Source organism: Bacillus sp. FSL K6-6540 (assembly GCF_038007545.1).
The window spans coordinates 611,863-636,630 of record NZ_JBBOXH010000002.1 but is presented as its reverse complement, the minus strand read 5'-3'; the positions used below and the strand labels follow the sequence as shown (position 1 = coordinate 636,630).

25 protein-coding genes are annotated in these 24,768 nt (G+C 47.4%); 18 read left to right on the top strand and 7 right to left on the bottom strand.

Annotated elements, in window-relative coordinates; translation table 11 throughout:
• Positions 1–541: 541 nt before the first annotated feature.
• The 5 genes from cydA to MHH82_RS35610 all read left to right on the top strand — a co-directional run bounded on the left by cydA (position 542) and on the right by MHH82_RS35610 (position 7,291).
• Positions 542–1,948, top strand: coding sequence for a cytochrome ubiquinol oxidase subunit I (gene cydA, locus MHH82_RS35630; RefSeq protein ID WP_003243795.1), 1,407 nt, complete (start codon positions 542–544; stop codon positions 1,946–1,948).
• On the top strand, positions 1,932–2,948 hold the full coding sequence (cydB, locus tag MHH82_RS35625) for a cytochrome d ubiquinol oxidase subunit II (RefSeq protein WP_072175339.1): 1,017 nt from the start codon (positions 1,932–1,934) through the stop codon (positions 2,946–2,948). The genes cydA and cydB overlap by 17 nt, the downstream gene beginning before the upstream one ends.
• On the top strand, positions 2,948–4,651 hold the full coding sequence (cydD, locus tag MHH82_RS35620) for a thiol reductant ABC exporter subunit CydD (RefSeq protein ID WP_072175340.1): 1,704 nt from the start codon (positions 2,948–2,950) through the stop codon (positions 4,649–4,651). Before cydB ends, cydD begins: the two co-directional genes overlap by 1 nt.
• On the top strand, positions 4,648–6,375 hold the full coding sequence (cydC, locus tag MHH82_RS35615; RefSeq protein ID WP_072175341.1) for a thiol reductant ABC exporter subunit CydC: 1,728 nt from the start codon (positions 4,648–4,650) through the stop codon (positions 6,373–6,375). Before cydD ends, cydC begins: the two co-directional genes overlap by 4 nt.
• An 85-nt stretch (positions 6,376–6,460) precedes the next feature.
• Positions 6,461–7,291, top strand: coding sequence for an NAD(P)H-hydrate dehydratase (locus MHH82_RS35610; RefSeq protein ID WP_072175342.1), 831 nt, complete (start codon positions 6,461–6,463; stop codon positions 7,289–7,291).
• A 14-nt stretch (positions 7,292–7,305) separates the two neighbouring features.
• Here MHH82_RS35610 and MHH82_RS35605 read toward each other — a convergent pair whose 3' ends face one another.
• Positions 7,306–8,679, bottom strand: a complete 1,374-nt coding sequence (locus MHH82_RS35605; RefSeq protein WP_032725108.1) for a cytosine permease — start codon at positions 8,677–8,679, stop codon at positions 7,306–7,308.
• 211 nt (positions 8,680–8,890) lie between these two features.
• On the opposite strand from MHH82_RS35605, the gene sigY reads away from it, so the two are divergent.
• Genes sigY through MHH82_RS35575 form a run of 6 tightly spaced genes read left to right on the top strand, consistent with a single transcriptional unit; the run spans position 8,891 to position 11,795 of the window.
• Positions 8,891–9,427 carry an RNA polymerase sigma factor SigY gene (gene sigY, locus MHH82_RS35600; protein WP_003243678.1) on the top strand — a complete coding sequence of 179 codons (537 nt, stop codon included), beginning with the start codon at positions 8,891–8,893 and terminating at the stop codon, positions 9,425–9,427.
• Positions 9,420–9,740: a YxlC family protein gene (locus MHH82_RS35595; RefSeq protein WP_021480964.1), complete on the top strand. Its 321-nt coding sequence runs from the start codon at positions 9,420–9,422 to the stop codon at positions 9,738–9,740. The genes sigY and MHH82_RS35595 overlap by 8 nt, the downstream gene beginning before the upstream one ends.
• Positions 9,737–9,943 carry a sigma Y negative regulator YxlD gene (gene yxlD / locus MHH82_RS35590; RefSeq protein ID WP_072175343.1) on the top strand — a complete coding sequence of 69 codons (207 nt, stop codon included), beginning with the start codon at positions 9,737–9,739 and terminating at the stop codon, positions 9,941–9,943. The genes MHH82_RS35595 and yxlD overlap by 4 nt, the downstream gene beginning before the upstream one ends.
• Positions 9,940–10,128, top strand: a complete 189-nt coding sequence (yxlE, locus tag MHH82_RS35585; RefSeq protein ID WP_014481310.1) for a sigma Y negative regulator YxlE — start codon at positions 9,940–9,942, stop codon at positions 10,126–10,128. The genes yxlD and yxlE overlap by 4 nt, the downstream gene beginning before the upstream one ends.
• Positions 10,129–10,134: 6 nt before the next feature.
• Complete coding sequence (locus MHH82_RS35580) at positions 10,135–11,022, top strand: ABC transporter ATP-binding protein (RefSeq protein WP_038829104.1); 888 nt, start codon at positions 10,135–10,137, stop codon at positions 11,020–11,022.
• On the top strand, positions 11,019–11,795 hold the full coding sequence (locus tag MHH82_RS35575; protein ID WP_021480961.1) for an ABC transporter permease: 777 nt from the start codon (positions 11,019–11,021) through the stop codon (positions 11,793–11,795). The genes MHH82_RS35580 and MHH82_RS35575 overlap by 4 nt, the downstream gene beginning before the upstream one ends.
• Here the strand turns inward: MHH82_RS35575 and MHH82_RS35570 are convergent.
• Both MHH82_RS35570 and katX read right to left on the bottom strand, forming a co-directional pair.
• Complete coding sequence (locus MHH82_RS35570; protein ID WP_041850363.1) at positions 11,792–12,994, bottom strand: MFS transporter; 1,203 nt, start codon at positions 12,992–12,994, stop codon at positions 11,792–11,794. The genes MHH82_RS35575 and MHH82_RS35570 overlap by 4 nt on opposite strands.
• Positions 12,995–13,098: 104 nt before the next feature.
• On the bottom strand, positions 13,099–14,742 hold the full coding sequence (gene katX, locus MHH82_RS35565; protein WP_015385023.1) for a catalase KatX: 1,644 nt from the start codon (positions 14,740–14,742) through the stop codon (positions 13,099–13,101).
• A gap of 128 nt (positions 14,743–14,870) precedes the next feature.
• Between katX and MHH82_RS35560 the strand changes: the two genes are divergently transcribed.
• The 7 genes from MHH82_RS35560 (at position 14,871) to licH (ending at position 21,223) form a co-directional block, all read left to right on the top strand.
• Positions 14,871–15,461 carry a DNA-3-methyladenine glycosylase gene (locus MHH82_RS35560; RefSeq protein WP_003227303.1) on the top strand — a complete coding sequence of 197 codons (591 nt, stop codon included), beginning with the start codon at positions 14,871–14,873 and terminating at the stop codon, positions 15,459–15,461.
• Positions 15,462–15,489: 28 nt separating this feature from the next.
• Entirely contained in the window at positions 15,490–15,648 is a 159-nt protein-coding gene (locus MHH82_RS35555; RefSeq protein WP_009968374.1) for a hypothetical protein, read from the top strand.
• Positions 15,649–15,810: 162 nt separating this feature from the next.
• Positions 15,811–17,736 (top strand): transcriptional regulator LicR, encoded by a 1,926-nt coding sequence (gene licR / locus MHH82_RS35550; RefSeq protein WP_041850364.1) that lies wholly within the window; start codon positions 15,811–15,813, stop codon positions 17,734–17,736.
• 128 nt (positions 17,737–17,864) lie between these two features.
• Positions 17,865–18,173 (top strand): PTS lichenan transporter subunit IIB, encoded by a 309-nt coding sequence (gene licB, locus MHH82_RS35545; RefSeq protein ID WP_003218755.1) that lies wholly within the window; start codon positions 17,865–17,867, stop codon positions 18,171–18,173.
• A 15-nt stretch (positions 18,174–18,188) separates the two neighbouring features.
• On the top strand, positions 18,189–19,547 hold the full coding sequence (licC, locus tag MHH82_RS35540) for a PTS lichenan transporter subunit IIC (RefSeq protein ID WP_003227311.1): 1,359 nt from the start codon (positions 18,189–18,191) through the stop codon (positions 19,545–19,547).
• An 18-nt stretch (positions 19,548–19,565) separates the two neighbouring features.
• Positions 19,566–19,898, top strand: a complete 333-nt coding sequence (gene licA / locus MHH82_RS35535) for a PTS lichenan transporter subunit IIA (RefSeq protein ID WP_003227313.1) — start codon at positions 19,566–19,568, stop codon at positions 19,896–19,898.
• Positions 19,895–21,223: a 6-phospho-beta-glucosidase LicH gene (gene licH, locus MHH82_RS35530; protein ID WP_003244285.1), complete on the top strand. Its 1,329-nt coding sequence runs from the start codon at positions 19,895–19,897 to the stop codon at positions 21,221–21,223. Before licA ends, licH begins: the two co-directional genes overlap by 4 nt.
• Positions 21,224–21,256: 33 nt before the next feature.
• Here licH and MHH82_RS35525 read toward each other — a convergent pair whose 3' ends face one another.
• From MHH82_RS35525 to dltC, 4 genes are all read right to left on the bottom strand, one after another.
• A complete protein-coding gene (locus MHH82_RS35525) occupies positions 21,257–22,348 on the bottom strand; it encodes a branched-chain amino acid aminotransferase (protein WP_072175344.1) in 1,092 nt (363 codons plus the stop codon).
• A gap of 141 nt (positions 22,349–22,489) precedes the next feature.
• A complete protein-coding gene (locus MHH82_RS35520; RefSeq protein WP_049140908.1) occupies positions 22,490–23,248 on the bottom strand; it encodes an SDR family oxidoreductase in 759 nt (252 codons plus the stop codon).
• A gap of 90 nt (positions 23,249–23,338) precedes the next feature.
• Positions 23,339–24,517 (bottom strand): D-alanyl-lipoteichoic acid biosynthesis protein DltD, encoded by a 1,179-nt coding sequence (dltD, locus tag MHH82_RS35515; RefSeq protein ID WP_003227323.1) that lies wholly within the window; start codon positions 24,515–24,517, stop codon positions 23,339–23,341.
• On the bottom strand, positions 24,517–24,753 hold the full coding sequence (dltC, locus tag MHH82_RS35510; RefSeq protein WP_003227325.1) for a D-alanine--poly(phosphoribitol) ligase subunit DltC: 237 nt from the start codon (positions 24,751–24,753) through the stop codon (positions 24,517–24,519). Before dltC ends, dltD begins: the two co-directional genes overlap by 1 nt.
• Positions 24,754–24,768 lie beyond the last annotated feature (15 nt).

Sequence of the window (24,768 nt, the reverse complement as noted above, 5' to 3'; positions counted from 1 at the left end):
CCTATTCTTGATGCAGTGAAATTGTTCACTATGTTAAGTATACTAAAAAATTGAAATTATTAATATATTAAAAATTTACTATTCAACTTTTCTCCACTTGCCGGTTCAAATGAAAAGAGGCATCCTGCCTAAAATCTGTTTATGACGGAGTGCTGAGAAACGAGTGCTGGTGCGGGGCAAGCATTTTGTTCGCAAGGAACGATGTGTTGATGTACGATAATAAAGGGTCATTTATCCTAGCAGCCGACATAAATAAGCAACAAAATAGACAAAAATCCGTCACATAGGGCGGGACTTTTTAGGTATTTTAGGCTTTATTTTTGAAATGAATCGTTGTAAAGTACTTAATATGAACCAGTCAGAGATTGTGTCATTTGGTCAGTCTGGCAATCTTGCATCATATTGGATGACTTTTTGACACATTTGTGAAATATTGAGCAATATTTTTTTCGTCTATTTTGTGAATTACTGATCAAAGTCTCGGTTCTATTTGTGAAGTAGTGAGCAAATTACAGTTTTAACCGGAAATGGAGGAGAAAGCATGAGTGAATTGGTATTAGCCCGCATACAATTTGCATCAACAACGTTGTTTCACTTCTTGTTTGTGCCGATGTCTATCGGGCTTGTGTTTATGGTTGCGTTGATGGAGACTCTTTATCTTGTAAAGAAAAATGAGCTGTATCTCAAAATGGCAAAGTTTTGGGGACACTTATTCTTAATAAATTTCGCAGTCGGTGTTGTAACAGGGATTTTGCAAGAATTCCAGTTTGGACTGAACTGGTCTGATTACTCCCGTTTTGTCGGAGATGTATTTGGTGCGCCGCTTGCGATTGAAGCATTATTGGCGTTTTTCATGGAGTCTATTTTTATCGGATTATGGATTTTTGGCTGGGACCGCCTGCCGAAGAAAATTCACGCTCTCTGCATATGGCTCGTATCATTCGGAACGATCATGTCATCTTTCTGGATTTTAACAGCAAACTCCTTTATGCAGGAGCCGGTCGGCTTTACGATCAAAAACGGCCGCGCGGAAATGAATGATTTTGGCGCGTTGATTACAAACCCTCAGCTTTGGGTTGAATTCCCGCACGTTATTTTCGGTGCGCTTGCCACTGGAGCTTTCTTTATTGCCGGAGTGAGTGCTTTTAAACTGCTGAAGAAAAAAGAAGTGCCGTTCTTTAAGCAATCTTTTAAACTCGCAATGATCGTCGGCCTTTGTGCCGGTCTTGGCGTCGGCCTTAGCGGACACATGCAGGCTGAGCACTTGATGGAATCACAGCCGATGAAAATGGCTGCCAGTGAAGGCCTATGGGAAGACAGCGGTGACCCTGCTGCTTGGACCGCTTTTGCGACGATCGATACAAAAAATGAAAAAAGCTCAAATGAAATCAAAGTTCCTTATGCCTTGAGCTACTTGGCTTATCAGAAATTCAGCGGAAGTGTCAAAGGGATGAAAACCCTTCAGGCTGAGTACGAAAAAATATACGGAAAAGGCGACTACATTCCGCCAGTGAAAACGACATTCTGGAGCTTCCGCATCATGGTTGGCGCAGGCGTTGTCATGATTCTTGCTGCGTTAGGCGGCCTCTGGCTGAACCGCCGCAAAAAGCTTGAAAACAGCAAATGGTATTTGCGCATCATGATTGCTTTGATTTCCTTCCCGTTTCTTGCGAACTCCGCGGGCTGGATTATGACAGAAATCGGACGTCAGCCTTGGACGGTTATGGGCTTGATGACAACGGCTCAATCCGTGTCGCCTAACGTAACAGCGGGTTCCTTGTTATTCTCAATCATCGCATTCGGTGTGATGTACATGATTCTGGGCGCGCTGCTTGTCTTCTTGTTTATCCGTGAGATTAAAAAAGGTGCGGAGCATGATAATCATCATGATGTGCCTGTATCAACAGATCCATTTAGTCAGGAGGTATACCATGGCATCTCTTCATGATCTTTGGTTTATACTCGTTGCTGTATTGTTTGTAGGATTCTTCTTTTTGGAAGGCTTTGATTTCGGGGTCGGCATGGCGACCCGTTTTCTTGGCCATAATGAATTAGAACGCAGAGTGCTGATCAACACGATCGGGCCGTTCTGGGACGCGAATGAAGTCTGGCTTTTGACTGGCGCAGGCGCCATTTTCGCGGCATTCCCAAACTGGTATGCAACGATGCTGAGCGGTTATTACATTCCGTTTGTCATAGTGCTGCTTGCGTTAATGGGCCGCGGGGTCGCGTTTGAGTTCCGCGGCAAGGTGGATCATTTAAAATGGGTAAAGGTTTGGGACTGGGTCGTTTTCTTCGGCAGTCTGATTCCTCCGTTTGTGCTTGGTGTGCTGTTCACGACATTATTCCGCGGGATGCCGATTGATGCCGACATGAACATTCACGCACATGTATCTGATTATATCAATGTATATTCTATACTTGGCGGTGTGACGGTAACACTTCTTTGCTTCCAGCATGGATTAATGTTTATCACGCTGCGTACGATTGGTGATTTGCAAAACCGCGCCCGGAAAATGGCGCAAAAGATAATGGGTGTTGTTTTTGTAGCGGTTCTTGCCTTCGCGGCCCTTTCTGCGTATCAGACAGACATGTTTACACGCCGCGACGAGATTACCATTCCGCTCGCTGTTTTGATTGTCATCTGCTTTATGCTCGCGGCTGTATTTATTCGCAAGAAAAAAGACGGCTGGACATTTGGGATGACAGGCGCTGGTCTGGCGCTGACCGTGGGAATGATCTTTATTTCCCTATTCCCTCGCGTAATGGTCAGCTCGCTTCATAGCGCATACGATTTAACAGTAGCTAACGCTTCTTCCGGAGATTATTCGCTTAAAGTCATGTCAATTGCAGCATTAACGCTACTGCCGTTCGTCATCGGCAGCCAGATCTGGAGCTATTATGTCTTCCGGAAGCGCGTCAGCCATAAGGAGCCTATGACTTATTAATGGGAAAAGACCTGTTTCGATATAAAGGAATGAAGCGGATTCTCACCTTGATTACTTGTTTAACGCTGATTCAGACAGCCGCCATTATTATGCAGGCAGAGTGGCTGAGTGAGGCCGTAACCGGACTGTTCAACGGGAAGGGCATTACCTCCCTTTTTCCGATGATCGGCTTTTTCCTCATCGCTTTTATCGCCCGGCACGGGGTGACGGTGGCGCGACAGAAAATCGTCTATCAATACGCCGCTCGGACAGGAGCAGATTTGAGGAGAAGTTTTCTTGATCAGCTGTTCCGATTAGGCCCCCGCTTTGCAAAGAAAGAGGGGACGGGGCAAATGGTGACGCTGGCGATGGAAGGCATCAGCCAGTTCCGCCGCTACCTGGAGCTGTTTCTGCCGAAAATGGTCAGCATGGCGATTGTGCCTGCGGCGGTTGTCATTTATGTGTTTTTTCAGGATCGGACATCAGCCATCATTTTAGTGGCGGCTATGCCGATTCTGATCATCTTTATGATTCTCCTCGGCCTTGTCGCGCAGAGAAAAGCGGATCGTCAGTGGAAATCCTATCAGAGACTTTCCAATCATTTTGTTGATTCTCTTCGCGGGCTGGAGACATTGCGTTTCCTAGGTTTGAGCAAGTCACACAGCAAAAATATTTTCTATGTGAGTGAGCGGTATCGCAAGGCAACGATGAGCACACTCCGGGTGGCGTTTTTGTCATCATTCGCCCTCGATTTTTTCACGATGCTGTCGGTGGCGACAGTCGCAGTATTTCTGGGCCTGCGCCTTATTGACGGCGATATTTTGCTTGGCCCCGCTTTAACGGCGCTTATTCTGGCGCCTGAGTATTTTTTGCCGGTGCGGGAAGTGGGGAATGATTATCATGCAACACTGAACGGCCAGGAAGCAGGAAAAACCATTCAAGAGATTTTGTCGCAGCCAGGTTTTAAAGAAGAGACGCCGCTTCAGCTCGAGGATTGGTCCGATCAGGATGAGCTGAAGCTGTCAGGCGTGTCAGTCGGCCGTTCGGTGTCTGATATTCATCTCTCATTTAAGGGCAAGAAAAAAATCGGCATTATCGGTGCAAGCGGCGCCGGAAAATCAACATTAATTGATATTCTCGGCGGATTTTTGGAGCCGGATGGCGGGATGATTGAGGTTAATGGTACAAGCCGGTCCCATTTGCAGGACGGCAGCTGGCAGAAGAACCTTCTGTACATCCCCCAGCATCCGTACATTTTTGATGATACGCTTGGCAACAACATTCGCTTCTACCACCCAAGCGCTTCGGCAGAGGATACAGCCCGTGCTGCTGCGGCGGCGGGACTGGCGGAGCTGGTGAATAGCCTTCCTGAAGGATTAGAGGGGCGGATCGGGGAAGGCGGCCGGGCGCTCAGCGGCGGCCAGGCACAGCGTGTCGCGCTGGCCCGCGCCTTTTTGGGAAACCGTCCGATCCTGCTGCTGGATGAGCCGACCGCCCATCTTGATATCGAAACAGAATATGAAATAAAAGAAACGATGCTGGATTTATTTGAGGATAAGCTTGTCTTTCTCGCGACTCACCGCCTTCACTGGATGCTCGATATGGACGAAATTATCGTGCTGGACGGGGGCAGGGTTGCGGAAATCGGGACTCACAATGAACTGCTGGAGAAAAACGGTGTGTATACCAAACTCGTGAAGGCACAACTGGGGGAAAGAGCATGAAGAAAGAAGAATGGATTTTGCCGTATATCAAGCAAAATGCCCGCCTGTTTGTTCTGGTTATCTTTTTGGGCGCGGTGACGATTTTTTCTGCTGCTTTTCTCATGTTCACCTCAGGGTTTTTGATTTCTAAAGCGGCGACAAGGCCGGAAAACATTCTGCTCATTTATGTGCCGATTGTCGCAGTGCGCACCTTTGGGATTGCGCGCTCTGTGTCGCGATATGTGGAACGGCTCGTCGGGCATCACATCATTTTGAAAATCGTATCCGACATGCGCGTCCGCCTTTACAATATGCTTGAGCCGGGTGCTTTGATGCTGCGTTCCCGTTTTCGCACGGGGGATATGCTCGGCATTTTGTCTGAGGATATTGAGCATTTGCAGGATGCTTTCTTAAAAACGATTTTTCCTGCGATCTCAGCCTTGTTCCTGTATGCTGTGTCAGTGATAGCGCTCGGCTTCTTCTCTTGGCCGTTTGCCATATTGCTTGCGCTGTATTTGTTTGTTCTTGTTGTATTGTTTCCGGTTGTGTCTTTGCTCGTGACGAGAGCGAAGAATGCGAAGCTGAAAAGCGGGCGGAATGTGCTGTACAGCCGTCTGACAGATGCTGTGATGGGTGTCAGCGACTGGATGTTCAGCGGACGCCGGCATGCTTTTATTGATGCTTATGAAAAAGAGGAACATGATTGGTTTGAGCTTGAACGGAAAAAACAACGCTTTACAAGATGGCGGGATTTTGCTGCGCAATGCCTTGTCGCCGGCCTTATTTTGCTGATGCTGTTTTGGACGGCGGGACAGCAAGCAGACGGCGAGCTTGCTAAAACAATGATTGCCGCTTTTGTGCTAGTGGTGTTTCCGTTGACGGAAGCCTTTTTGCCGCTTTCGGATGCCTTAGGCGAAGTGCCGGGCTATCAGGATTCTATCAGACGCATGAACAAGGTGGCTCCTCAGCCGGAGTCGCCACAAACAGAATCAGGGGCTCAAATGCTCGATCTTCAAGATGTCACCTTGGCCTTTCGTGATGTGACGTTTTCTTATGATAACAGCAGCCAAGTGCTTGACAACTTTTCCTTTACGCTGCGCCAAGGAGAAAAAATGGCGCTGCTCGGCCGAAGCGGCTCTGGGAAATCAACATCGCTTGCATTAATCGAGGGCGCCTTGAAACCGGACTCCGGTTCTGTTACGTTAAACGGAGTGGAGACAGCGCTGTTAAAGGATCAGATTGCGGATGCGGTGGCCGTGTTAAATCAAAAACCGCACCTGTTTGATACAAGTATTTTGAACAACATCAGGCTCGGAAACGGAGAAGCAAGCGACGAGGATGTGCGCCGCGCCGCAAAGCAGGTCAAGCTGCATGACTACATTGAGTCATTGCCTGACGGATATCATACCTCTGTACAGGAAACGGGCATCCGTTTTTCCGGTGGAGAGCGCCAGCGGATCGCGCTTGCGAGGATTTTACTGCAGGATACACCGATCATCATCCTCGATGAGCCAACAGTCGGCCTCGATCCTATTACCGAACGTGAATTGATGGAAACGGTGTTTGAGGTGCTGAAAGGAAAAACGATTTTATGGATTACCCACCATCTCGCGGGAGTGGAAGCGGCTGATAAAATCGTATTTCTCGAAAACGGCAAAACAGAAATGGAAGGAACCCATGAGGAGCTGCTGGCGGCAAACGAACGATATCGCCGTCTATATCACCTTGATGTTCCTGTAAAATAGAAGACAGCCCTAAAAGGCTGTCTTTTTTGTTTGAAAAAGAAAAGGGACAGGAAAAATAGGAAAAGAAAGCAGAGGAGGGATAGAGATGAATGTTCCATATTGGACGGAAGAGCATGTAAGGGCCACGCTTCCTGAAAGAGATGCGGAGAGCCATAAAGGCACGTACGGTACGGCTTTGCTGCTGGCTGGAAGTGACGACATGCCGGGGGCAGCGCTGCTTGCAGGGCTTGGGGCCATGCGGAGCGGTCTCGGCAAGCTTGTCATCGGTACATCAGAAAGCGTAATCCCGCTAATTGTTCCTGTTTTGCCCGAGGCGACCTATTGGCGTGACGGCTGGAAAAAGGCGGCGGATGCTCAGCTTGAAGAGACGTACCGAGCCATTGCCATCGGATCGGGCCTTCCGCAAACGGAAAGCGTACAGCAGGCAGTCGATCATGTGCTTACGGCTGATTGTCCTGTTATTTTGGATGCCGGAGCGCTGGCGAAGCGCACATATCCGAAACGGGAGGCCCCCGTCATCCTCACGCCGCACCCGGGCGAGTTTTCCCGAATGACAGGGATGCCCGTGAACGAATTGCAGAAAAAAAGAGCGGAATATGCAAAGGAATGGGCGGCTCAGCTGCAGACTGTCATTGTGTTAAAAGGAAACCAAACCGTCATCGCGTTTCCTGATGGAGACTGCTGGCTCAATCCAACCGGAAACGGGGCGCTCGCCAAGGGCGGAACCGGTGACACACTGACGGGCATGATATTGGGGATGCTCTGCTGCCATGAAGATCCAAAGCACGCCATATTAAACGCGGTCTATTTGCATGGTGCGTGCGCCGAGCTCTGGACGGACGAGCACTCCGCTCATACGTTGCTCGCTCATGAGCTATCTGACATCCTGCCCCTCGTGTGGAAACGATTTGAATGATAAAAAAGCTGTCTTCAGAGAGAAGACAGCTTTTCTTGATACCCCGCCCGTTTTTTCAGACGCGGTTTCATTAATGCATAGTAAAGCACAGAAGGCACGGCCAAGCCGATAATCCATGCGATGTCTCCGCCGCCAAACATTTTGGCAAGCGGTCCGATGTAAAAGCTTGTGTTGATAAACGGGATTTCCAGCAAGATAGACAGAACGAACGCAATTGTGGTGATCCAATTGACCTTTCCATAAGGCCCGTTTACGTCGAACATGGCTTTGACTTGATACTTTCCGTGGCGGACGAAGTAGTAATCGACTAAATTGATTGCCGTCCACGGAATTAAGAAATAACTGATGAAAAAGATAAAATTCAAAAACAGTTCCATAAAATTGCTCTGTCCCAGTAGGCTTAAGACTGTGCCGACAAGCGTGACACCCAGGATCATGATGATTCTGACTTTGGGCGTGACTTTTAATTTCAGAAACGGCTCCAGCGTTGTTGTCGTGGACATGAAAGCCCCATACAGGTTAAAAACATTGATTGCCATTTGCCCAAATAGCACAATGATCAGCATAATAAACGAGAAGGGACCGAACAATTGGACAATCTGGCTGCCTGAGTTTGCCGTAAAGTCAGGAAGTGAGGTTGTCAGCAATGCGCCGAGCAGCATCATCCAGATGGAGCTGACAGATGTACCTGCATAGCTGTACCAAAATGTTTTTGAAGCCGGTGTTTTAACTGGCAGATATCTTGAATAATCGGCAACATACGGCGCGTAGGCAAGCTGCCACGTCGCAACTGCGCTGACTGCCACCAAGAAAATTGGCAGATCAATCGCTCCGGGAATCCAGCTGCCTGCCGGAATCGGCAATTGAAAAATGAGAATCGTTGCAGCAAAAAATACAGCAAAAGAGGTCCAAGAAAGGATTTTTTGCATTTTGTGAATCAAATCATGGCCGAAAATGGTGAGTAAAAAACATACGGCGCTTAAGCCTATAATGCTCCATGTTCCCGGGATGGGAACAAAGCTGCTTAAGGTTCCGGCCGCCAGAATCGTGCTGCTTGCGAAGAAACCAAGGTAGATAAACATGACTAAGAAGAGGGGAAGAATCGCTCCGATTACGCCGAATTGGGCACGGCTTTGAATCATTTGCGGGATGCCTAGCTGAGGGCCTTGCGCGGAATGAGACGCCATAAATATGGCACCGATTAAGGTTCCGCAAATAATAGCGGCAACACTCCAAAACAGATTAAGTCCCATTGCAACGGGAATCGTGCCGGTCACTAACGTGGTGATATGCATATTAGCCCCGAACCATACGGGAAATAAATCTTTCGCTTTACCATGTCTCTCTTCATTCGGAATATATTCAATCGTTCGCCTTTCTACTTTCAATGCATCGTCCTCCATATTGGATGTTTTTTTGAAATCGACATAAAGTCATAGCTTAACAGACTATGAGGGGGTTTACAAATAAGGATATGCAGCCAAACGGCCGGGAAGCTTGATCTGTCAATGGCTGAAAAGAATTGTAAAAAAGATGAACGCTTTTGAATCCGGTGTCGTCTCATAAGGCAGAAAAACAAAAAAGGGGGGATCATGGTCATTGGATACACAAGAAGAACAGCGGCTGATACAGCAGGCGAAAGAGGGAAACGACGAGGCGTTTACAGCCCTTTTCCACTATCACTATTCTTTCTTATATAAATACTTGTTAAAGCTTTCCCTTCACCCCGATCTCAGCGAGGAACTTGTTCAGGAAACCTTTCTGAAAGGGTACATCCATTTAAGAAGCTTTCAGGGCCGTTCAAAATTCTCCACGTGGCTGATCTCCATTGCATCGCGGCTCTATCTCGATCACCAGAAAAAGAGAAAGAGAGAATGGAAACGGAATCAGACAGTTACGGAGGAAACAATCCGCAAGATCAAGTGGGACGTGTCGGCGAAAGGGGCAGAGTGGAGCGAAACGCTCGATCTGTTTTCAAAGCTGGACCCTAAACTGCGCACACCAGTTTTATTAAGGCATTACTACGGCTATACCTACGCCGAAATCGGGGTGATGCTTCAAATCAAAGAAGGCACTGTAAAGTCCAGAGTTCATAAAGGGCTCCAGCAAATCAGAAAGGAGTGGGACGATGAATAAAGAAAAGCTTCCTGATCATTTAAAGTCAGAATGGAAAAAAATTGATCAAACAGCCAATCCCTCTATACCGACTCAAAAAGAACTGCTTCACCAGCTGTCACAAATGAAAGCTGAATACAGAAAAAAACTTCTTCAAGAGATCATTTTATTTGTATTTTGTGCGCTGATGGTTGTGAGTGCTGCAATCTTTGCTTTCACTCAAGCTCCTGCTGTGTTTATTGTGCTTCAGGTTTGTGTGCTTGCGGTGCTGCCGATTTTGATTGCGGCTGAGAAAAAAAGGCATCTCGGCGAATGCGAGGTGAAACGCAGATGACAAAAACAGAAATTGTCATAACGGTTGCGGCTTATCTCATCGTATTGGCGCAGGGAATCTTTTTATTTATTGATGCGAAAAAACGAAATCGCATGGCATGGATTTGGGGGATTGTCGGACTGATTACAGCACCGATGCCTCTGATTTGTTATTACTTTTTTGTCATTAGGCCGGATCAGAAGAAAAGGGGGATCAAGCAATGAATATTTCTTGGGAAATGATTTTGCCGCTGGTTGTATTACAGCTGGCTTTGGCGGTGTTTGCCCTTATCAGCTGTATAAAAGAAGAGCGGACAAACGGGCCAAAGTGGATGTGGGCTGCGATCATTGTATGTATCAATATTATCGGGCCGATTTTGTTTTTTACCGTCGGCAGAAAGCAAAGGTAAGCCGATATGCTGTCTATTGAATCATTATGCAAATCGTACAGGCATCATGAAGCTGTAAAGAATGTCAGTTTTCACGTGAATGAAAATGAGTGTGTCGCACTATTAGGACCTAATGGAGCCGGTAAAACCACGACTCTGCAAATGCTTGCCGGACTGCTTTCGCCAACCTCCGGAAACATTAAGCTGTTAGGAGAAAAAAAGCTGGATCGGCGTTTGATTGGGTACCTCCCTCAGTATCCTGCTTTTTATTCGTGGATGACCGCAAATGAATTTTTGACATTTGCGGGGAGACTGTCCGGCCTTTCGAAGAGAAAATGCCAAGAGGAAATCGGTGAGATGCTGGAATTTGTCGGTTTGCACGAAGCGGCGCACAAAAGGATCGGGGGCTATTCAGGAGGCATGAAACAAAGACTCGGTCTGGCACAGGCACTGCTCCATAAACCGAAGTTTTTGATATTGGATGAACCGGTGTCTTCTCTTGATCCGACAGGGCGGTTCGAGGTGCTGGACATGATGCGGGAGCTGAAAAAGCATATGGCCGTTCTGTTTTCTACACATGTTTTGCACGATGCAGAGCAGGTGTGTGATCAAGTGGTGATTATGAAAAACGGTGAAATTTCATGGAAAGGCGAGTTACAGGAGCTGAAACAACAGCAGCAAACGAACGTTTTTACCCTTTCAGTGAAAGAGAAGCTGGAAGGCTGGCTTGAAGAGAAGCCTTACGTCTCAGCTATTGTCTATAAGAATCCGTCCCAAGCTGTTTTCGAGCTGCCTGATATACACGCTGGCCGGTCATTATTAAGTGACTGTATCCGAAAGGGATTGACCGTCACCCGATTTGAACAGAAAACGGAGTCTCTAGAAGACGTCTATCTAAAGGTGGTGCACGCATGAAGGTGATGATGGCGCTATTGCAGAAGGAGTGGCTGGAAGGATGGAAAAGCGGCAAGCTGATTTGGCTGCCGATTGCGATGATGATCGTCGGGCTGACACAGCCGCTGACCATTTATTATATGCCGGAAATCATCGCACATGGAGGGAACCTTCCTGACGGCATGAAAATTAGTTTTACGACGCCCTCCGGGTCTGAAGTGATGGTCAGCACGCTTTCTCAATTCAACACGCTTGGCATGGCTCTGGTCATCTTTAGCGTGATGGGCAGTGTAGCCAATGAAAGAAATCAAGGGGTAACAGCGCTGATTATGTCGCGGCCTGTGACGGCAGCCCATTATATCGTGAGTAAATGGCTCATCCAAAGCGTGATCGGCATTATGTCGTTTGCAGCTGGATACGGGCTTGCTTATTATTACGTTCGGCTACTGTTTGAGGACGCATCATTCAGCCGCTTTGCTGCAAGCCTTGGCCTTTACGCGCTTTGGGTGATATTTATTGTGACCGCCGGCCTTGCCGGAAGTACGATATTCCGGTCTGTCGGAGCAGCTGCGGCTTGCGGGATCGGGCTCACAGCAGCCGTTTCCTTTGCTGTTTCACTATTTCCAGATGGTGCGAAGTGGCTTCCGGCTGAGATTTGCAAGCAGGCGGAGCATATCCTTCTTCATGGAGAGCGGGCAGATTTTTTCGGATGGTCACTCACTTTCTCCATTCTGTGCATCATGCTTCTGGCCGTGTTTTCTGTGTGGCGCTTCCGGCGGTATGAAAGCTATTAATTGATCATGTTACGTTTTTGCGCGAGCATCACAAAAAAGGCGGCAAATGCCAGAGACCCGGCTCCATAAAAAACTCCCGCAAGCCCGATAAGCTGTGCGATTTTTCCGGCAAGAAGGGGCCCGAGGAAGATGCCTAGCGCATAAAATGATTGATAAAACCCCATCACTGACATTTTTAATCGGGCAGAACTGATTTCGATGACATGGCTTAGCAGCAGAGGAAAAACGAAGCCGAGCGCCAGTCCGATACAGGCGTGTGTGATGCAAACCGTGAACAATGCAGCTGAAAAAGGAACGTATAGCAGACAGACCCCGGTGACTGCGAAACTAATGAGCATCACGGAGTAAGCGATACGGCTTGTAAATCGCAGAAACACAAAGCTTAATGTGGCGGCTGCGTGTGGGAGGAAAAAGGCGCTCATCACCCAAAGCAGCTCCGCGTCGCCCATTCCGAGCTGATTCATGTAAAGCGGCGTAAAACCAAACACTGTGATAAATAATACGGCATGGGCCGTCATAGACAGGATGGTGAAAAGCTTCAGCTTTGGCAGCCGCAATGTATCTTTGATGTACTGATTGACACGAATGGTGTCACGGTTTGCGGGAGGAGCAGACGGATCCTTAATAAAGCAGCAGATCACCAGACCTGCGACCGAGGCTGCCAGCGCCATCCAAAAAGGGACCTGCCTGCCTAAATGGGCTGCCGCAAGCCCGCAGAACACAATGCTGGCAAACTGAGGCATGACGGTAAAAAACTGCATGATGCCCATTGCTTTTGATGCATTGCCATTGTTGAAATAATGTGCGTATAAAATGGTCGCCATCACCCACATAGAAGCAGTGATTCCCGCGAAAAGCCGGGCGGCCAGCACGAAGAAGAAAGAATCAAACATCAGAAAAAGCAGGCTGCTGAGGACGGAAAAGCCGAACCCGGCAATTAACAATTGCTTGCGCAAGGAAAACAGGATGTCTGACACAAGGCCGAGCGGGAATCGCAGAAGGATTTGCGTGACCCCGTAGCTGCCGAGAATGATGCCGATTGCGCCATATGAAAAGTGCAGATCCTCCAAATACAGACTGAATACAGGAACGTAAATATAGCCTGAAAACCAGAAACAAAATACCATGCATAAAAAAACGGCGTGATCTAAAGCGCCGATTGTTTTTTTCTGAGGAATCAAGTCCTGCTGTAATTCCATCGTATCTCTCCACCCCTTTCCTTCCAAGTACAACACAATTATTGAAAGCGTTTCAATAGAAAAATAAAAAAACAGGGCTTCTAAAAAAGCCCTGTTCGCTGTTGTTAATACGGATCAGACGGATGACTCTCCTGTTCAGCCTGCTTTGCAGCCTGTTCCGTTTCAGTTGTGCCGATCGGCCCGTTGCTGTTGTTTTCGGAAACCTTTTTTAGCCCTTCTGCTACGCGTTTTCCGTAGTCAGGATCAGCTTTTGTGAAATTCTCAATCATTTGATCCTGAATTTCTTTTCGGCACGTAGAAAGCGTATTCACCAAATTCGTAATCAATTCGTTCCGCTCAAATTCAGTAAATCTCCGGTACGTTTCTCCAGCCTGTCCGAAGTTGTTTGTTCTGTCAATCGCTTCACGCTTTACATCACCTTCGACATGCGGCGTATGGTCTTTTCCGTCTTGCTTCGCTTCCTTCAGCCCGCCCATAATGGATGGCTCGTAGTTGACGTGCGGGTTTTGTCCTTCTGCTCTATCGACCCGATATTGCATTTGCCCGCCTTCCTGGTTGGTGGCGACATGCTTTTTCGGCGAGTTGATCGGAAGCTGCAGGTAATTTGCGCCTACACGGTAGCGCTGCGTATCAGAGTAGGCAAACGTACGCCCCTGGAGCAATTTGTCGTCTGAAAAATCAAGCCCGTCGACAAGCACTCCCGTTCCAAATGAAGCTTGCTCCACTTCCGCATGGTAGTTTTCCGGATTTTTGTTCAGAACCAATTTACCGATCGGTTTCCATGGGAAATCGTCTTTATACCACAGTTTTGTTGGATCAAGAGGATCAAAGTCCAGTTCAGGATGCTCATCATCGCTCATGATTTGAGCATATACTTCCCACTCTGGATAATCGCCATTTTCAATCGCGTCATATAGATCCTGTGTGGCATGGTTAAAGTTTTTCCCTTGAATCTCTTCTGCTTCCTTCTGTGTCAGGTTGCGGATGCCCTGCTTCGGTTCAAAATGGTATTTCACGAGAACGGCCTTGCCCTCCTCATTCACCCATTTATAGGCATGTACGCCTGAACCCTGCATTTGCCGGTAGTTGGCCGGAATGCCCCAAGGCGAAAACAAGAAGGTGATCATGTGTGTCGCTTCTGGAGATTGAGAAATGAAATCGAAAATACGTTCACCATCCTGGATGTTGGTCACTGGATCAGGCTGAAATGCATGTACAAGATCCGGAAATTTCAGCGGGTCGCGGATAAAAAAGATTTTCAGGTTGTTCCCGACCAAATCCCAGTTTCCGTCTTCTGTATATAGCTTTACAGCAAAACCGCGCGGGTCTCTCAATGTTTCAGGCGAGTGTTTTCCATGATTCACAGTTGAAAAACGGACAAATGCCGGTGTTTTCTTGCCTTTTTCCTGAAAGAGCTTGGCCCGTGTGTATGTTGAAATCGGTTCGTCTCCGAAGCTTCCGTATGCTTCAAAATACCCGTGTGCACCTGCTCCCCTGGCATGAACAACCCGCTCTGGGATGCGTTCCCGGTCGAAGTGGCTGATCTTTTCGAGAAAATCATAGTTCTCAAGTGTTGTAGGCCCTCTATTCCCGACGGTTCTCACATTCTGGTTGTCAGTAACAGGATGCCCCTGCCTATTCGTTAAGGTATCCTCTGACTCGTTTTTCCCGGATGTCTTGTGGGAAAGCGCTTCCTCGCTCCCTTGGGCATTTGATTGGTGCTGCTTGTTTTGATGATCATCTTTCAATGGTTGGCCCTCCTTTTTTGAACGGTAACAATATTCCCTGAATGGAAAGATTTTAAAACAGCCGTTTTTTTTGATCTGCTTCGGGAATGGTACAATGTACAAAAATCGGTAAAAGGAGAGGTCGATTCGTGACGAGAGAAAAAAATCCGCTGCCCATCACGTTTTATCAAAAAACCGCTCTTGAGCTTGCCCCATCGCTTCTGGGCTGCCTTCTTGTAAAAGAAACAGACGAAGGCACAGCGTCAGGCTATATTGTGGAAACAGAGGCCTATATGGGTGCTGGAGACAGAGCGGCACACAGCTTTAACAACCGCCGGACGAAGCGGACTGAGATCATGTTTGCAGAAGCTGGGCGGGTATATACATACGTGATGCACACCCATACATTGCTGAATGTCGTTGCCGCGGAAGAGGATGTCCCGCAAGCGGTATTAATCAGAGCGATTGAGCCGCATGAAGGCCAGCTGTTAATGGAGGAGAGAAGGCCGGGCAGGAGTCCGAGGGAATGGACAAACGGACCAGGAAAGCTGACGAAAGCGCTTGGCGTCACGATGAATGACTACGGACGCTGGATCACGGAACAGCCGCTTTACATCGAAAGCGGGTACACACCGGAAGCAATTTCAACCGGCCCGCGCATCGGCATTGACAACAGCGGGGAGGCTCGCGATTATCCATGGCGTTTCTGGGTGACGGGAAACAGGTATGTGTCGCGTTAGCATGTTTAAGGAAGAGGCAATCAGGGGAATGGTTGAGAAAAAAGAAGGGAGAATCGGAGCTTTGAAAAAGATGATCAAAACCGTTATCAAATGGGCGCCGGTCATTTACCCGATTGTTCGAAAAATCATGAAGGACCGCAAGGCGTCTAAACAAAAGAATATGTCCGCATCTAGAACAGCCGGCTGACCCCGGCTGTTTTTTTATAGGTCAGTTTTCCCTCTAGTCCTCCGGATGCTCATTGACTTGCCATTCTCTCCATTATAGAATTTATATACATTTCGCATCCCTTCATCATCCTTTCTGCCTATTCACTGAATCCCTGCATCTACTAGATAGGAGGTTTTTCTCATGCTTCATGGGCGACTTCGTGATATTCTGCGCTTGCTGATGGCGGCTGAAGCCCCGGTGACAAGTTCGTTTTTTGCCGCGCAATTAAACGTAACGACGCGGACAGTCCGCAATGATATAAAGGAACTGCAAGGTGTGCTAAGCGGTCACGGTGCCTTTGTACAATCTGTAAGAGGCTCCGGCTACAAGCTCCGCATTGATGACGAGCAAGTATTCAGAACACTGCTGCAAGATGAATTTCAGCAAAAAAAGGGCCTGCCGGTATTGCCGGAGGAGAGAATGGCCTATCTTATGAAACGTCTGCTGCTGGCGGACCATTATCTCAAGCTCGATGAACTTGCTGAAGAACTATTTATCTCAAAATCTACACTCCAAACGGATTTAAAGGAAGTAAAGAAACGTCTGCTGCCTTACCGCATCGTCATGGAAACACGTCCGAATTACGGCTTCAAGCTGCGCGGGGACGAGGTGCAGATGAGGTACTGCATGGCGGAGTACATTGTCGATGAAAGAGAAACGGAGATAGATGTTTTAAATGAAAAGGCTGATATTTTGCCAAAAGAAGAAATTGAGATCATCCGTTCCGCCATCTTGAAAAAAATGAAAAACGACCGCATCCCTCTGTCCAACATGGGACTGAATAACCTCATTATCCATATCGCTATCGCCTGTAAACGGATCAGAACGGAAAACTATGTATCTCTTTTCCCGAAAGATATGGATCATATCCTGCATCAAAAGGAGTACCAGGCTGCAGAAGCCATCGTAAAAGAGCTGGAATCAGCGCTTGCCGTTACGTTTCCGAAAGACGAGACGGCCTACATCACCATGCATCTCCTTGGCACAAAACGAATGACACAATCACAATGCGGAGAGGACACATTTTCAATAGAGGAGGAAACCGATCAGCTGACACTTGCCATGATCAAAGCTGTTGATCGTGAACTGAAGCTTGGCATCCTGCATGACAAAGAGCTGAAAATCGGCTTGGCCCTGCATATGAAGCCGGCGATCAGCCGCAATCGATACGGCATGAATCTTCGAAATCCGATGCTGGCAGCGATCAAGGAACATTATCCACTCGCTTTTGAAGCCGGGATCATTGCCGGAATCGTGATAAAGGAACAAACGGGTATTGAGATTCATGAAAACGAAATTGGATATTTGGCTCTCCACTTTGGCGCCGCGATTGAACGAAAAAAAACAGAAAGCCCGCCGAAACGCTGTATCATTGTATGCGCATCGGGTGCCGGGAGTGCCCAGCTTCTGCGCGAAAAACTCCGTTCCCATTTCGGCAAGCGGCTCGATATTCTTGGAACGGCTGAGTATTATAGTCTTGATCAAATGTCCTACGAATCAATTGATTTTGTCATCAGCACCATTCCGATTAAAAAAGAGCTCCCTGTACCAGTACTGAAGGTTAACACCATCTTAGGCGGAACTGACTTTACAAAAATAGAATCTATTCTGAGTGATGAAAAGGAAAAAGCCAATCGCTACCTAAAAAAAGAACTCGTTTTTTTTCAGGAGGATCTGCGCTCAAAAGAAGAAGTGATTCAATTTTTAGGGCAGAAAGCGGTCGAATGCGGCTTTGCCGATGAAGAAATCATAGATTCCATTTTTGAAAGAGAAGACATGTCGCCAACGTGTTTTGGCAATCTTGTTGCCATCCCGCACCCGCTTGTTCCGCAGACGAAAACAACGTTTTGGGCCGTTTGTACGCTCAAAAAACCGATCGATTGGGAGAGTCAGCGAGTTCAATTTGTCTGTCTGCTTTGTGTCGAAAAGGAGAACAAAGCGGATTTGCAAAGCATGTATAAACTGCTTGGCAGCATTTTGGATGACCCGGCGGCGGTGAACCAGCTGATCAAATGTCGTTCATATCAAGAGCTTTCGGATGTGTTTGACCAAAAAATGCTGAGCTGACAGCCTGTATATACCTTTTTTCCGTTGCCTGCGGAAAAACCCTGAGTGTTTATGAAAGCGATTTCATAATATGATGATAGCAACAGCAGGACATTACAAAATTGATCAAACTCTAGGGGGTCTTTTACATGAATATATTACTCGTTTGTGCAGCAGGCATGTCTACTAGCTTACTGGTGAGCAAGATGGAAAAAAGTGCGCAGGAACAGGGAAAAGACTATACCATTTGGGCAGTTTCAGGCGATTCTGTACAAAATCATATCGATAAAGCGGATGTATTGCTTCTCGGTCCGCAAGTCCGTTACATGCTTCCGCAGCTCAAAAAATTAGGAGAGTCAAAGGGGGTTCCTGTAGACGTCATTAATACCGTCCATTATGGCACGTGCAACGGGGCGGAAGTGCTGAAATCAGCTGAACAGCTTGGACATGTGTCATAGAGAGGGGCGGGCTATGTGAATAAAGTCAATCAGATCTTAGAAGAAAAGGTCATGCCTATAGCGGGAAGAATTGCGGGACAGCGTCATTTGCAGGCGCTGCGTGATGGTATCATCCTCACGATGCCCCTGATTATCATCGGTTCCTTTTTCCTCATCATTGGCAACCTCCCGATCCCGGGATACGCTGAGTTTATGGCAAAAACGTTTGGCAGCTCCTGGTCTGAAAAACTGGCCTACCCAGTCGACGCGACCTTTGAAATTATGGGTCTTGTCGCCGCGTTCGGCATCGCCTACCGGCTCGCCGAGAAATACGGTGTTGATGCCTTGTCGGCCGGAGCCATTTCCCTTGCGGCATTTTTATTAGCAACACCTTATCAAGTGCCGTTTATGCCGGATGGCGCGACGAAAGAAATCATGGTTGGCGGCGGGATTCCGCTTTCGCTCATGGGAAGCAAAGGCTTATTTGTCGCCATGATTATCGCAATGGTGTCCACAGAGATTTACCGCCTTATTATCCAGCGCAATTTAGTCTTCAAAATGCCGGACGGTGTCCCGCCGGCGGTAAGCAAGTCATTTGTCGCGTTAATCCCCGGCTTTGCCGTCATCTTCCTAATTTGGGCAGCCCGGCTGATTGTTGAAGCGACACCGTTTGAAAGCCTTCATAATATTGTAAGCGTTTTATTAGGGACTCCGCTTTCCATTCTGGGAGGAAGCCTTGGAGGAAGCCTTGTCGCCGAAGCCGTCAAAATGCTTTTATGGGCCTGCGGCCTTCACGGTGCAAACATTGTCGGAGGCGTCATGGCACCAATTTGGTACGGCGCAATGGATGCCAACCGGATCGCATTCCAAGCCGGTGAGGAGCTTCCTAAGATTTTCACCCAGCAATTTTTCGATATCTGGGTCAATATCGGCGGAAGCGGCGCCACATTGGCACTGGTTGTCACGATGTTTCTGCGCGCCCGAAGCAAACAAATGAAGCAGCTCGGGAAGCTTGCGGTCGGCCCGGCCATCTTCAATATTAACGAACCGATTATATTCGGAATGCCGATCGTCATGAACCCAATGCTCTTACTTCCGTTTATCATCACACCGCTTGTCACAGTGACACTTACGTACATCGGAATGAGCACCGGCCTTGTCGCAAAACCGGCGGGTATCGCAGTGCCGTGGACCATGCCGCCGATCTTTTCAGGCTACTTGGCGACAGGAGGAAAAGTCTCAGGCGCGGTCATGCAAGCCATTAATATTGTCGTATCCTTTGTTGTCTACTACCCGTTCTTCAGAATGTGGGATAAGCAGAAGCTGAAAGAAGAAAACGATCTGGAGCTGGTTCAAACGCCTGCAGCATCAGATGACAAAGAAGCGGCTCTGTAGAGAAAGGAAGTGAATCGCGTGAATGAGGAAATGGAACAAATCATTTTTCAAATCATCCTTCACGGAGGAAACGGTAGGAGCTCCGCAATGGAGGCCATTGCCGCTGCGAAAAGCGGTGACGCAGAAGAAGCGCGGAAAAAGCTTCAAGACGCTGCTGAAGAATTGTCAAAAGCCCATCATTATCAGACAGAGCTGATCCAAAATGAAGCGGGCGGAGAAAAGACGGAAATGACGCTTCTGATGGTTCATGCACAGGATCATTTAATGAATGCAATGACAGTGAAGGATATGGCTGCAGAGATCATTGAGTTATATGAAAAAATCACCGAGCAAAGGGGAGCAAGCATATGACAAAAGGATTGAAGATTGTAACGATTGGCGGAGGTTCAAGCTATACGCCCGAGCTAGTGGAGGGGTTCATTAAACGGTATGATGAGCTGCCTGTCCGTGAATTATGGCTTGTCGATATCCCCGAGGGTGAAGAAAAGCTGAATATTGTCGGCACACTCGCCAAACGGATGGTTGAAAAAGCTGGCGTCCCGATTGACATTCATCTTACGCTCGACCGGAGAAAAGCGCTGAAAGACGCAGACTTTGTTACGACCCAATTCCGTGTCGGACTTTTGCAGGCAAGAGCAAAGGATGAGCGCATTCCGCTAAAATACGGTGTAATAGGCCAGGAAACAAACGGCCCGGGAGGTCTGTTTAAAGGATTGCGCACAATTCCGGTCATCCTTGAGATCGCAAAGGACATAGAAGAGCTTTGCCCGAACGCTTGGCTTGTTAACTTCACAAACCCTGCCGGCATGGTAACAGAAGCCTTGCTTCGCTACTCCAACCTGAAGAAAGTCGTCGGTCTCTGTAATGTTCCAATCGGCATTAAAATGGGCGTAGCCAAAGCGCTTGATGTAGATGTGGACCGCGTAGAAGTCCAATTCGCCGGACTGAACCATATGGTATTCGGGCTGGATGTTTTCTTGGACGGCGTAAGTGTGAAAGAGCAAGTCATCGAGGCGATGGGTGACCCGAAAAACGCGATGACGATGAAAAATATATCAGGCGCCGAATGGGAACCAGATTTCTTAAAAGCGCTCAATGTAATCCCTTGCGGCTATCACCGTTACTATTTCAAAACAAAAGAGATGCTGGAGCACGAACTGGAAGCATCACAAACGGAGGGCACCCGCGCTGAAGTCGTGCAGAAGGTCGAAAAAGAGCTGTTCGAACTTTATAAAGATCCAAACCTTGCGATTAAACCGCCGCAGCTGGAAAAACGGGGCGGAGCTTACTACAGTGATGCAGCATGTAACTTAATCAGCTCCATTTATAATGATAAACATGACATTCAGCCGGTGAACACAATCAATAATGGTGCAATAGCGAGCATTCCAGACGATTCCGCAGTTGAAGTGAACTGTGTGATGACGAAAACCGGCCCTAAGCCAATTGCTGTCGGCGACTTGCCGGTGTCTGTCCGCGGCCTCGTCCAGCAAATCAAATCCTTTGAACGTGTCGCGGCAGAAGCGGCAGTTACAGGTGACTACCAAACTGCACTCCTTGCCATGACGATTAACCCGCTTGTCCCGTCCGATACTGTGGCCAAACAGATTTTAGACGAAATGCTGGAGGCGCACAAAGCGTATCTGCCGCAGTTTTTCAACAAAATTGAAGCGTAAAAAAAGCCGGCCTGTACTGGGCCGGCTTTTTTCTTACTTGCTTTCAGTCAGCGCTGCGACTTCGGTCGTCCATCCGAATTCGTCTGCGACAGCGCCTTTTTGAATGCCTGTAATCGTGTCATATAGTTTTTTTGCGATTTCTCCTGTTTCACCGTTGTTGATCGAAAGTGTTTCATCCTGCCAGATCAGCTCGCCGACTGGGGAAATAACAGCTGCTGTACCAGTTCCGAAGGCTTCTTCCAGCATGCCGTCTTTATGGGCTTGGATGACCTCATCGATCGCAATTTTCCGTTCTGAAACTTGAAGGCCCCAATGCTTAAGCAAGGCGATGACTGAATTGCGCGTAATACCTTCCAGGATGCTCCCGTTCAGCATCGGCGTTACGATTTCACCGTTGATTTTGAAGAAGATGTTCATGCTTCCAACTTCTTCGATGTATTTCTTCTCAATGCCGTCCAGCCAAAGCACTTGGGAAAATCCTTTCTCTTCGGCGACCTGCTGCGCTTTTAAGCTTGAAGCATAGTTTCCTGCGGTTTTGGCATTTCCTGTTCCGCCTTTTACCGCACGGACAAATTCACTTTCAACAGCGATTTTGACCGGCTTAATGCCTTCTTTGTAATAAGAGCCGACCGGAGAAAGAATGATCAAGAGCTTATACGTATGAGATGCCGCAACACCAAGGAAAGGCTCGGTTGCGATGATGAACGGACGGATGTATAGGGACGTGCCCTCCGCATTTGGAATCCAGTCTTTATCAATTGCGACAAGCTGCTTTAAGCCTTCAAGAACCTGTTCTTCATCAATTTGCGGGATGCAGAGGCGGTCGTTTGATTGATTCAGGCGTTCCATATTTTTTTCCGGTCTGAAAAGCAGAACATGGTCATCCTCTGACACGTAAGCCTTTAACCCTTCAAACACGGTTTGGCCGTAGTGATAGACCATTGCGGCCGGATCCATTGATAAGGGCTGATAAGGAATGATTCTTGGATCGTACCAACCTTTATCTGCGGCATAGTCCATTACAAACATGTGGTCTGTAAACACTCTTCCGAACGAAAGCTGATTTGGGTCTGGTTTCGGTTTTTTTGTTGATGTCAATTCAACGCGAATTGTTTGTTTAGTCATGGTCAATCTCCCTGCTGTTAAATTGTTTATATTATCAAACTTATTTGAAAATAATTTATATTCTATTGTATACCTTCAACAAATAATCGCAATAGGTTTGCTCAAATTTGTAAGAAATTCATATGAAAAAAGCAGGAGAAATTAATTCTCCTGCGTGTTCATTTGCTCGAATAACCTGTCATAATCGGCGCGAGTGGCATCCCGAAGACCTTCAACACGTTCATTTGTAATCTCCTGTTTGCCTTCCTTCAAGCCGTCCAAGAAATATTGAACATATTCTTCAGATGAAATGCCCCGGTACGTCAGGCCTTGTTTATCGCGTGATTTTTGGTTTAAGCCCGTGTCCACCATAGGCGGTGCCATTTCAATCACTTCCACGCTCGTGTCGCGGAGCTGGTGTCTGAGCGTAAGCGAGAACGAGTGAAGTGCCGCTTTTGTTGCGCAGTACACCGGATAAACAGCTAACGGGTTAAACGCAAGCCCGGATGTGACCTGAACGATTGCCGCCTCGGGCTGCTTCATCAAATGAGGTGTGAAAAGGGCGGATAAATGGACAGGCGCTTGGAAATTAAGTTCAATTTCATCACCGTCCACAAAAAGCTCCTCTGTCCCTTTTTTCAAGTCAATTTCCTTTTGAATGCCGGCGTTGTTGACGAGAACATTCAAGTTCGGATATTCCTTTAAAGCCCATTCATACAATGCTTCCCGCTGCGAACGGTCTGCAACATCACATTGCTTTGTATGGATGTTTGGGAGCTGCTGCTTCGCTTCTGCAAGACGTGCTTCGCTGCGTCCGCAAATGATAACTTCATTGCCGAGTTCCAGCAGGCGCTTGGCCAGTTCAAGCCCGATGCCAGCAGAACCCCCTGTGATTAAAACCGTATTATTTGTCATCTTCATTGGATGTAACACCTCTTAATTAAGTTGGCTGTGATTTCTTTACTATTTCAAATCTTAGCAGGAAATATGCAGCCGCGTCCTATGAGATGCTCAGGATGAAGTGACTTTTCCGGTTTTATAAAATTCGTCAATTGCTTTATCGACATACACCCAGCCTTTCCAGCCGATGTGAATGGTGTCTTTCATGAAATACGGGTCATATTCATGCCCTGAGAAATCAGCAACCTGGAAGCCCTTCGCTCTGATTTGTTTATTTACCTTTTTGTAATAGTCAGTGCGTCCTTTTTTCGGGAAGCCCGTGTAATCGTACCATTTCCCGTTAACAGGAATGGTGACAAACATAGGCTCTGCGCCCGCATCCTTCAGGATATCGAGCATCATTTCAAAGTCGCCATATTCCGGTGACACCGCATACGATCTTCCTTTGTTTTTCCCTTTCAGCTTAGGCACTTTCGGCTTCAGCTTTTTATAGACAGGGTTGTCGATGTGAAAATCGTTAGAACCGGAGTGGCGTTTGCCTGATTGATCCGCTAGTTTATTCAATTCAGACCATGACTTATCCTTTACTGACTGCGAGATATAGCGCTTTGGCCCGGATGATTCTGTCGTTGAATAATACAGATCTTTCTTTTCCAGCATGCTGTAATACACTTTGGCCGCCGGCTTCAGCGCGTTCACTTTCCACGTCTGGCCGTTTACCATTGCTTTGTACAGCTCAGAAAGAATGGCATCGTTTTGCACAGCCTTAAAGCGCAGCATGCGTTTCATCATTTTCTTTTTAATTTCAGGATCGATCTGATCGTTAAATGCCAAATCAAGCCCTTGCAGCGCAGAATAGTTCGGCGCGAAATGCTGTTCATCAGACCCGCGCTTAATAAACCATTGCGGAGACACGATGAATACGATTTTTTTGCCCTTCAGCTGATCCATATGGGCAGCGAAGTTTAAAGAATGAATCAATGACTGGGATCCGCCTTTGCCGACAAGGTATGGCGTGAATCCCTCATTGTTTACCTGAAAATAATTAGATGGGTGGAACTCGTCCAGCCGAGAAAGCTCAGAAGACCCGTAAATCGGAAGATATGTCGGATCTTTGAGCATCTGATCTTGTAAATATAGCCCTTGAAACATACTCGGATTCAAGGCTGTTGCTGACTCTTTCACACGCTTATCGGTGATGAAGCCTGTCAGCCATGAAGATGGAATTGCGATGGCGCCTGCGAATAGAATAAACGCCAAAATAATTGGACCGAAAAAACGCTTTTTCATTATTTCAACTCAGACAGCTGATTTACAATGTTGTTAGGTGTATTCCAAACGTCCCGGTCAAATTCAGTGATCGGCACTAAAATATCAAAACGGTTTTCAATCGCAAGCAGCAATTCTACTGTTCCAAAAGAATCAAGCAAACCTTCTTCAAAAATTTCAATATCAGGATTTTCCTTTACGATGTCATCCTGGCAAACCTCTGCTAAAACGTCTAATACCTCTTGTTTAAAATCCATAGCTTTCTAATCTCC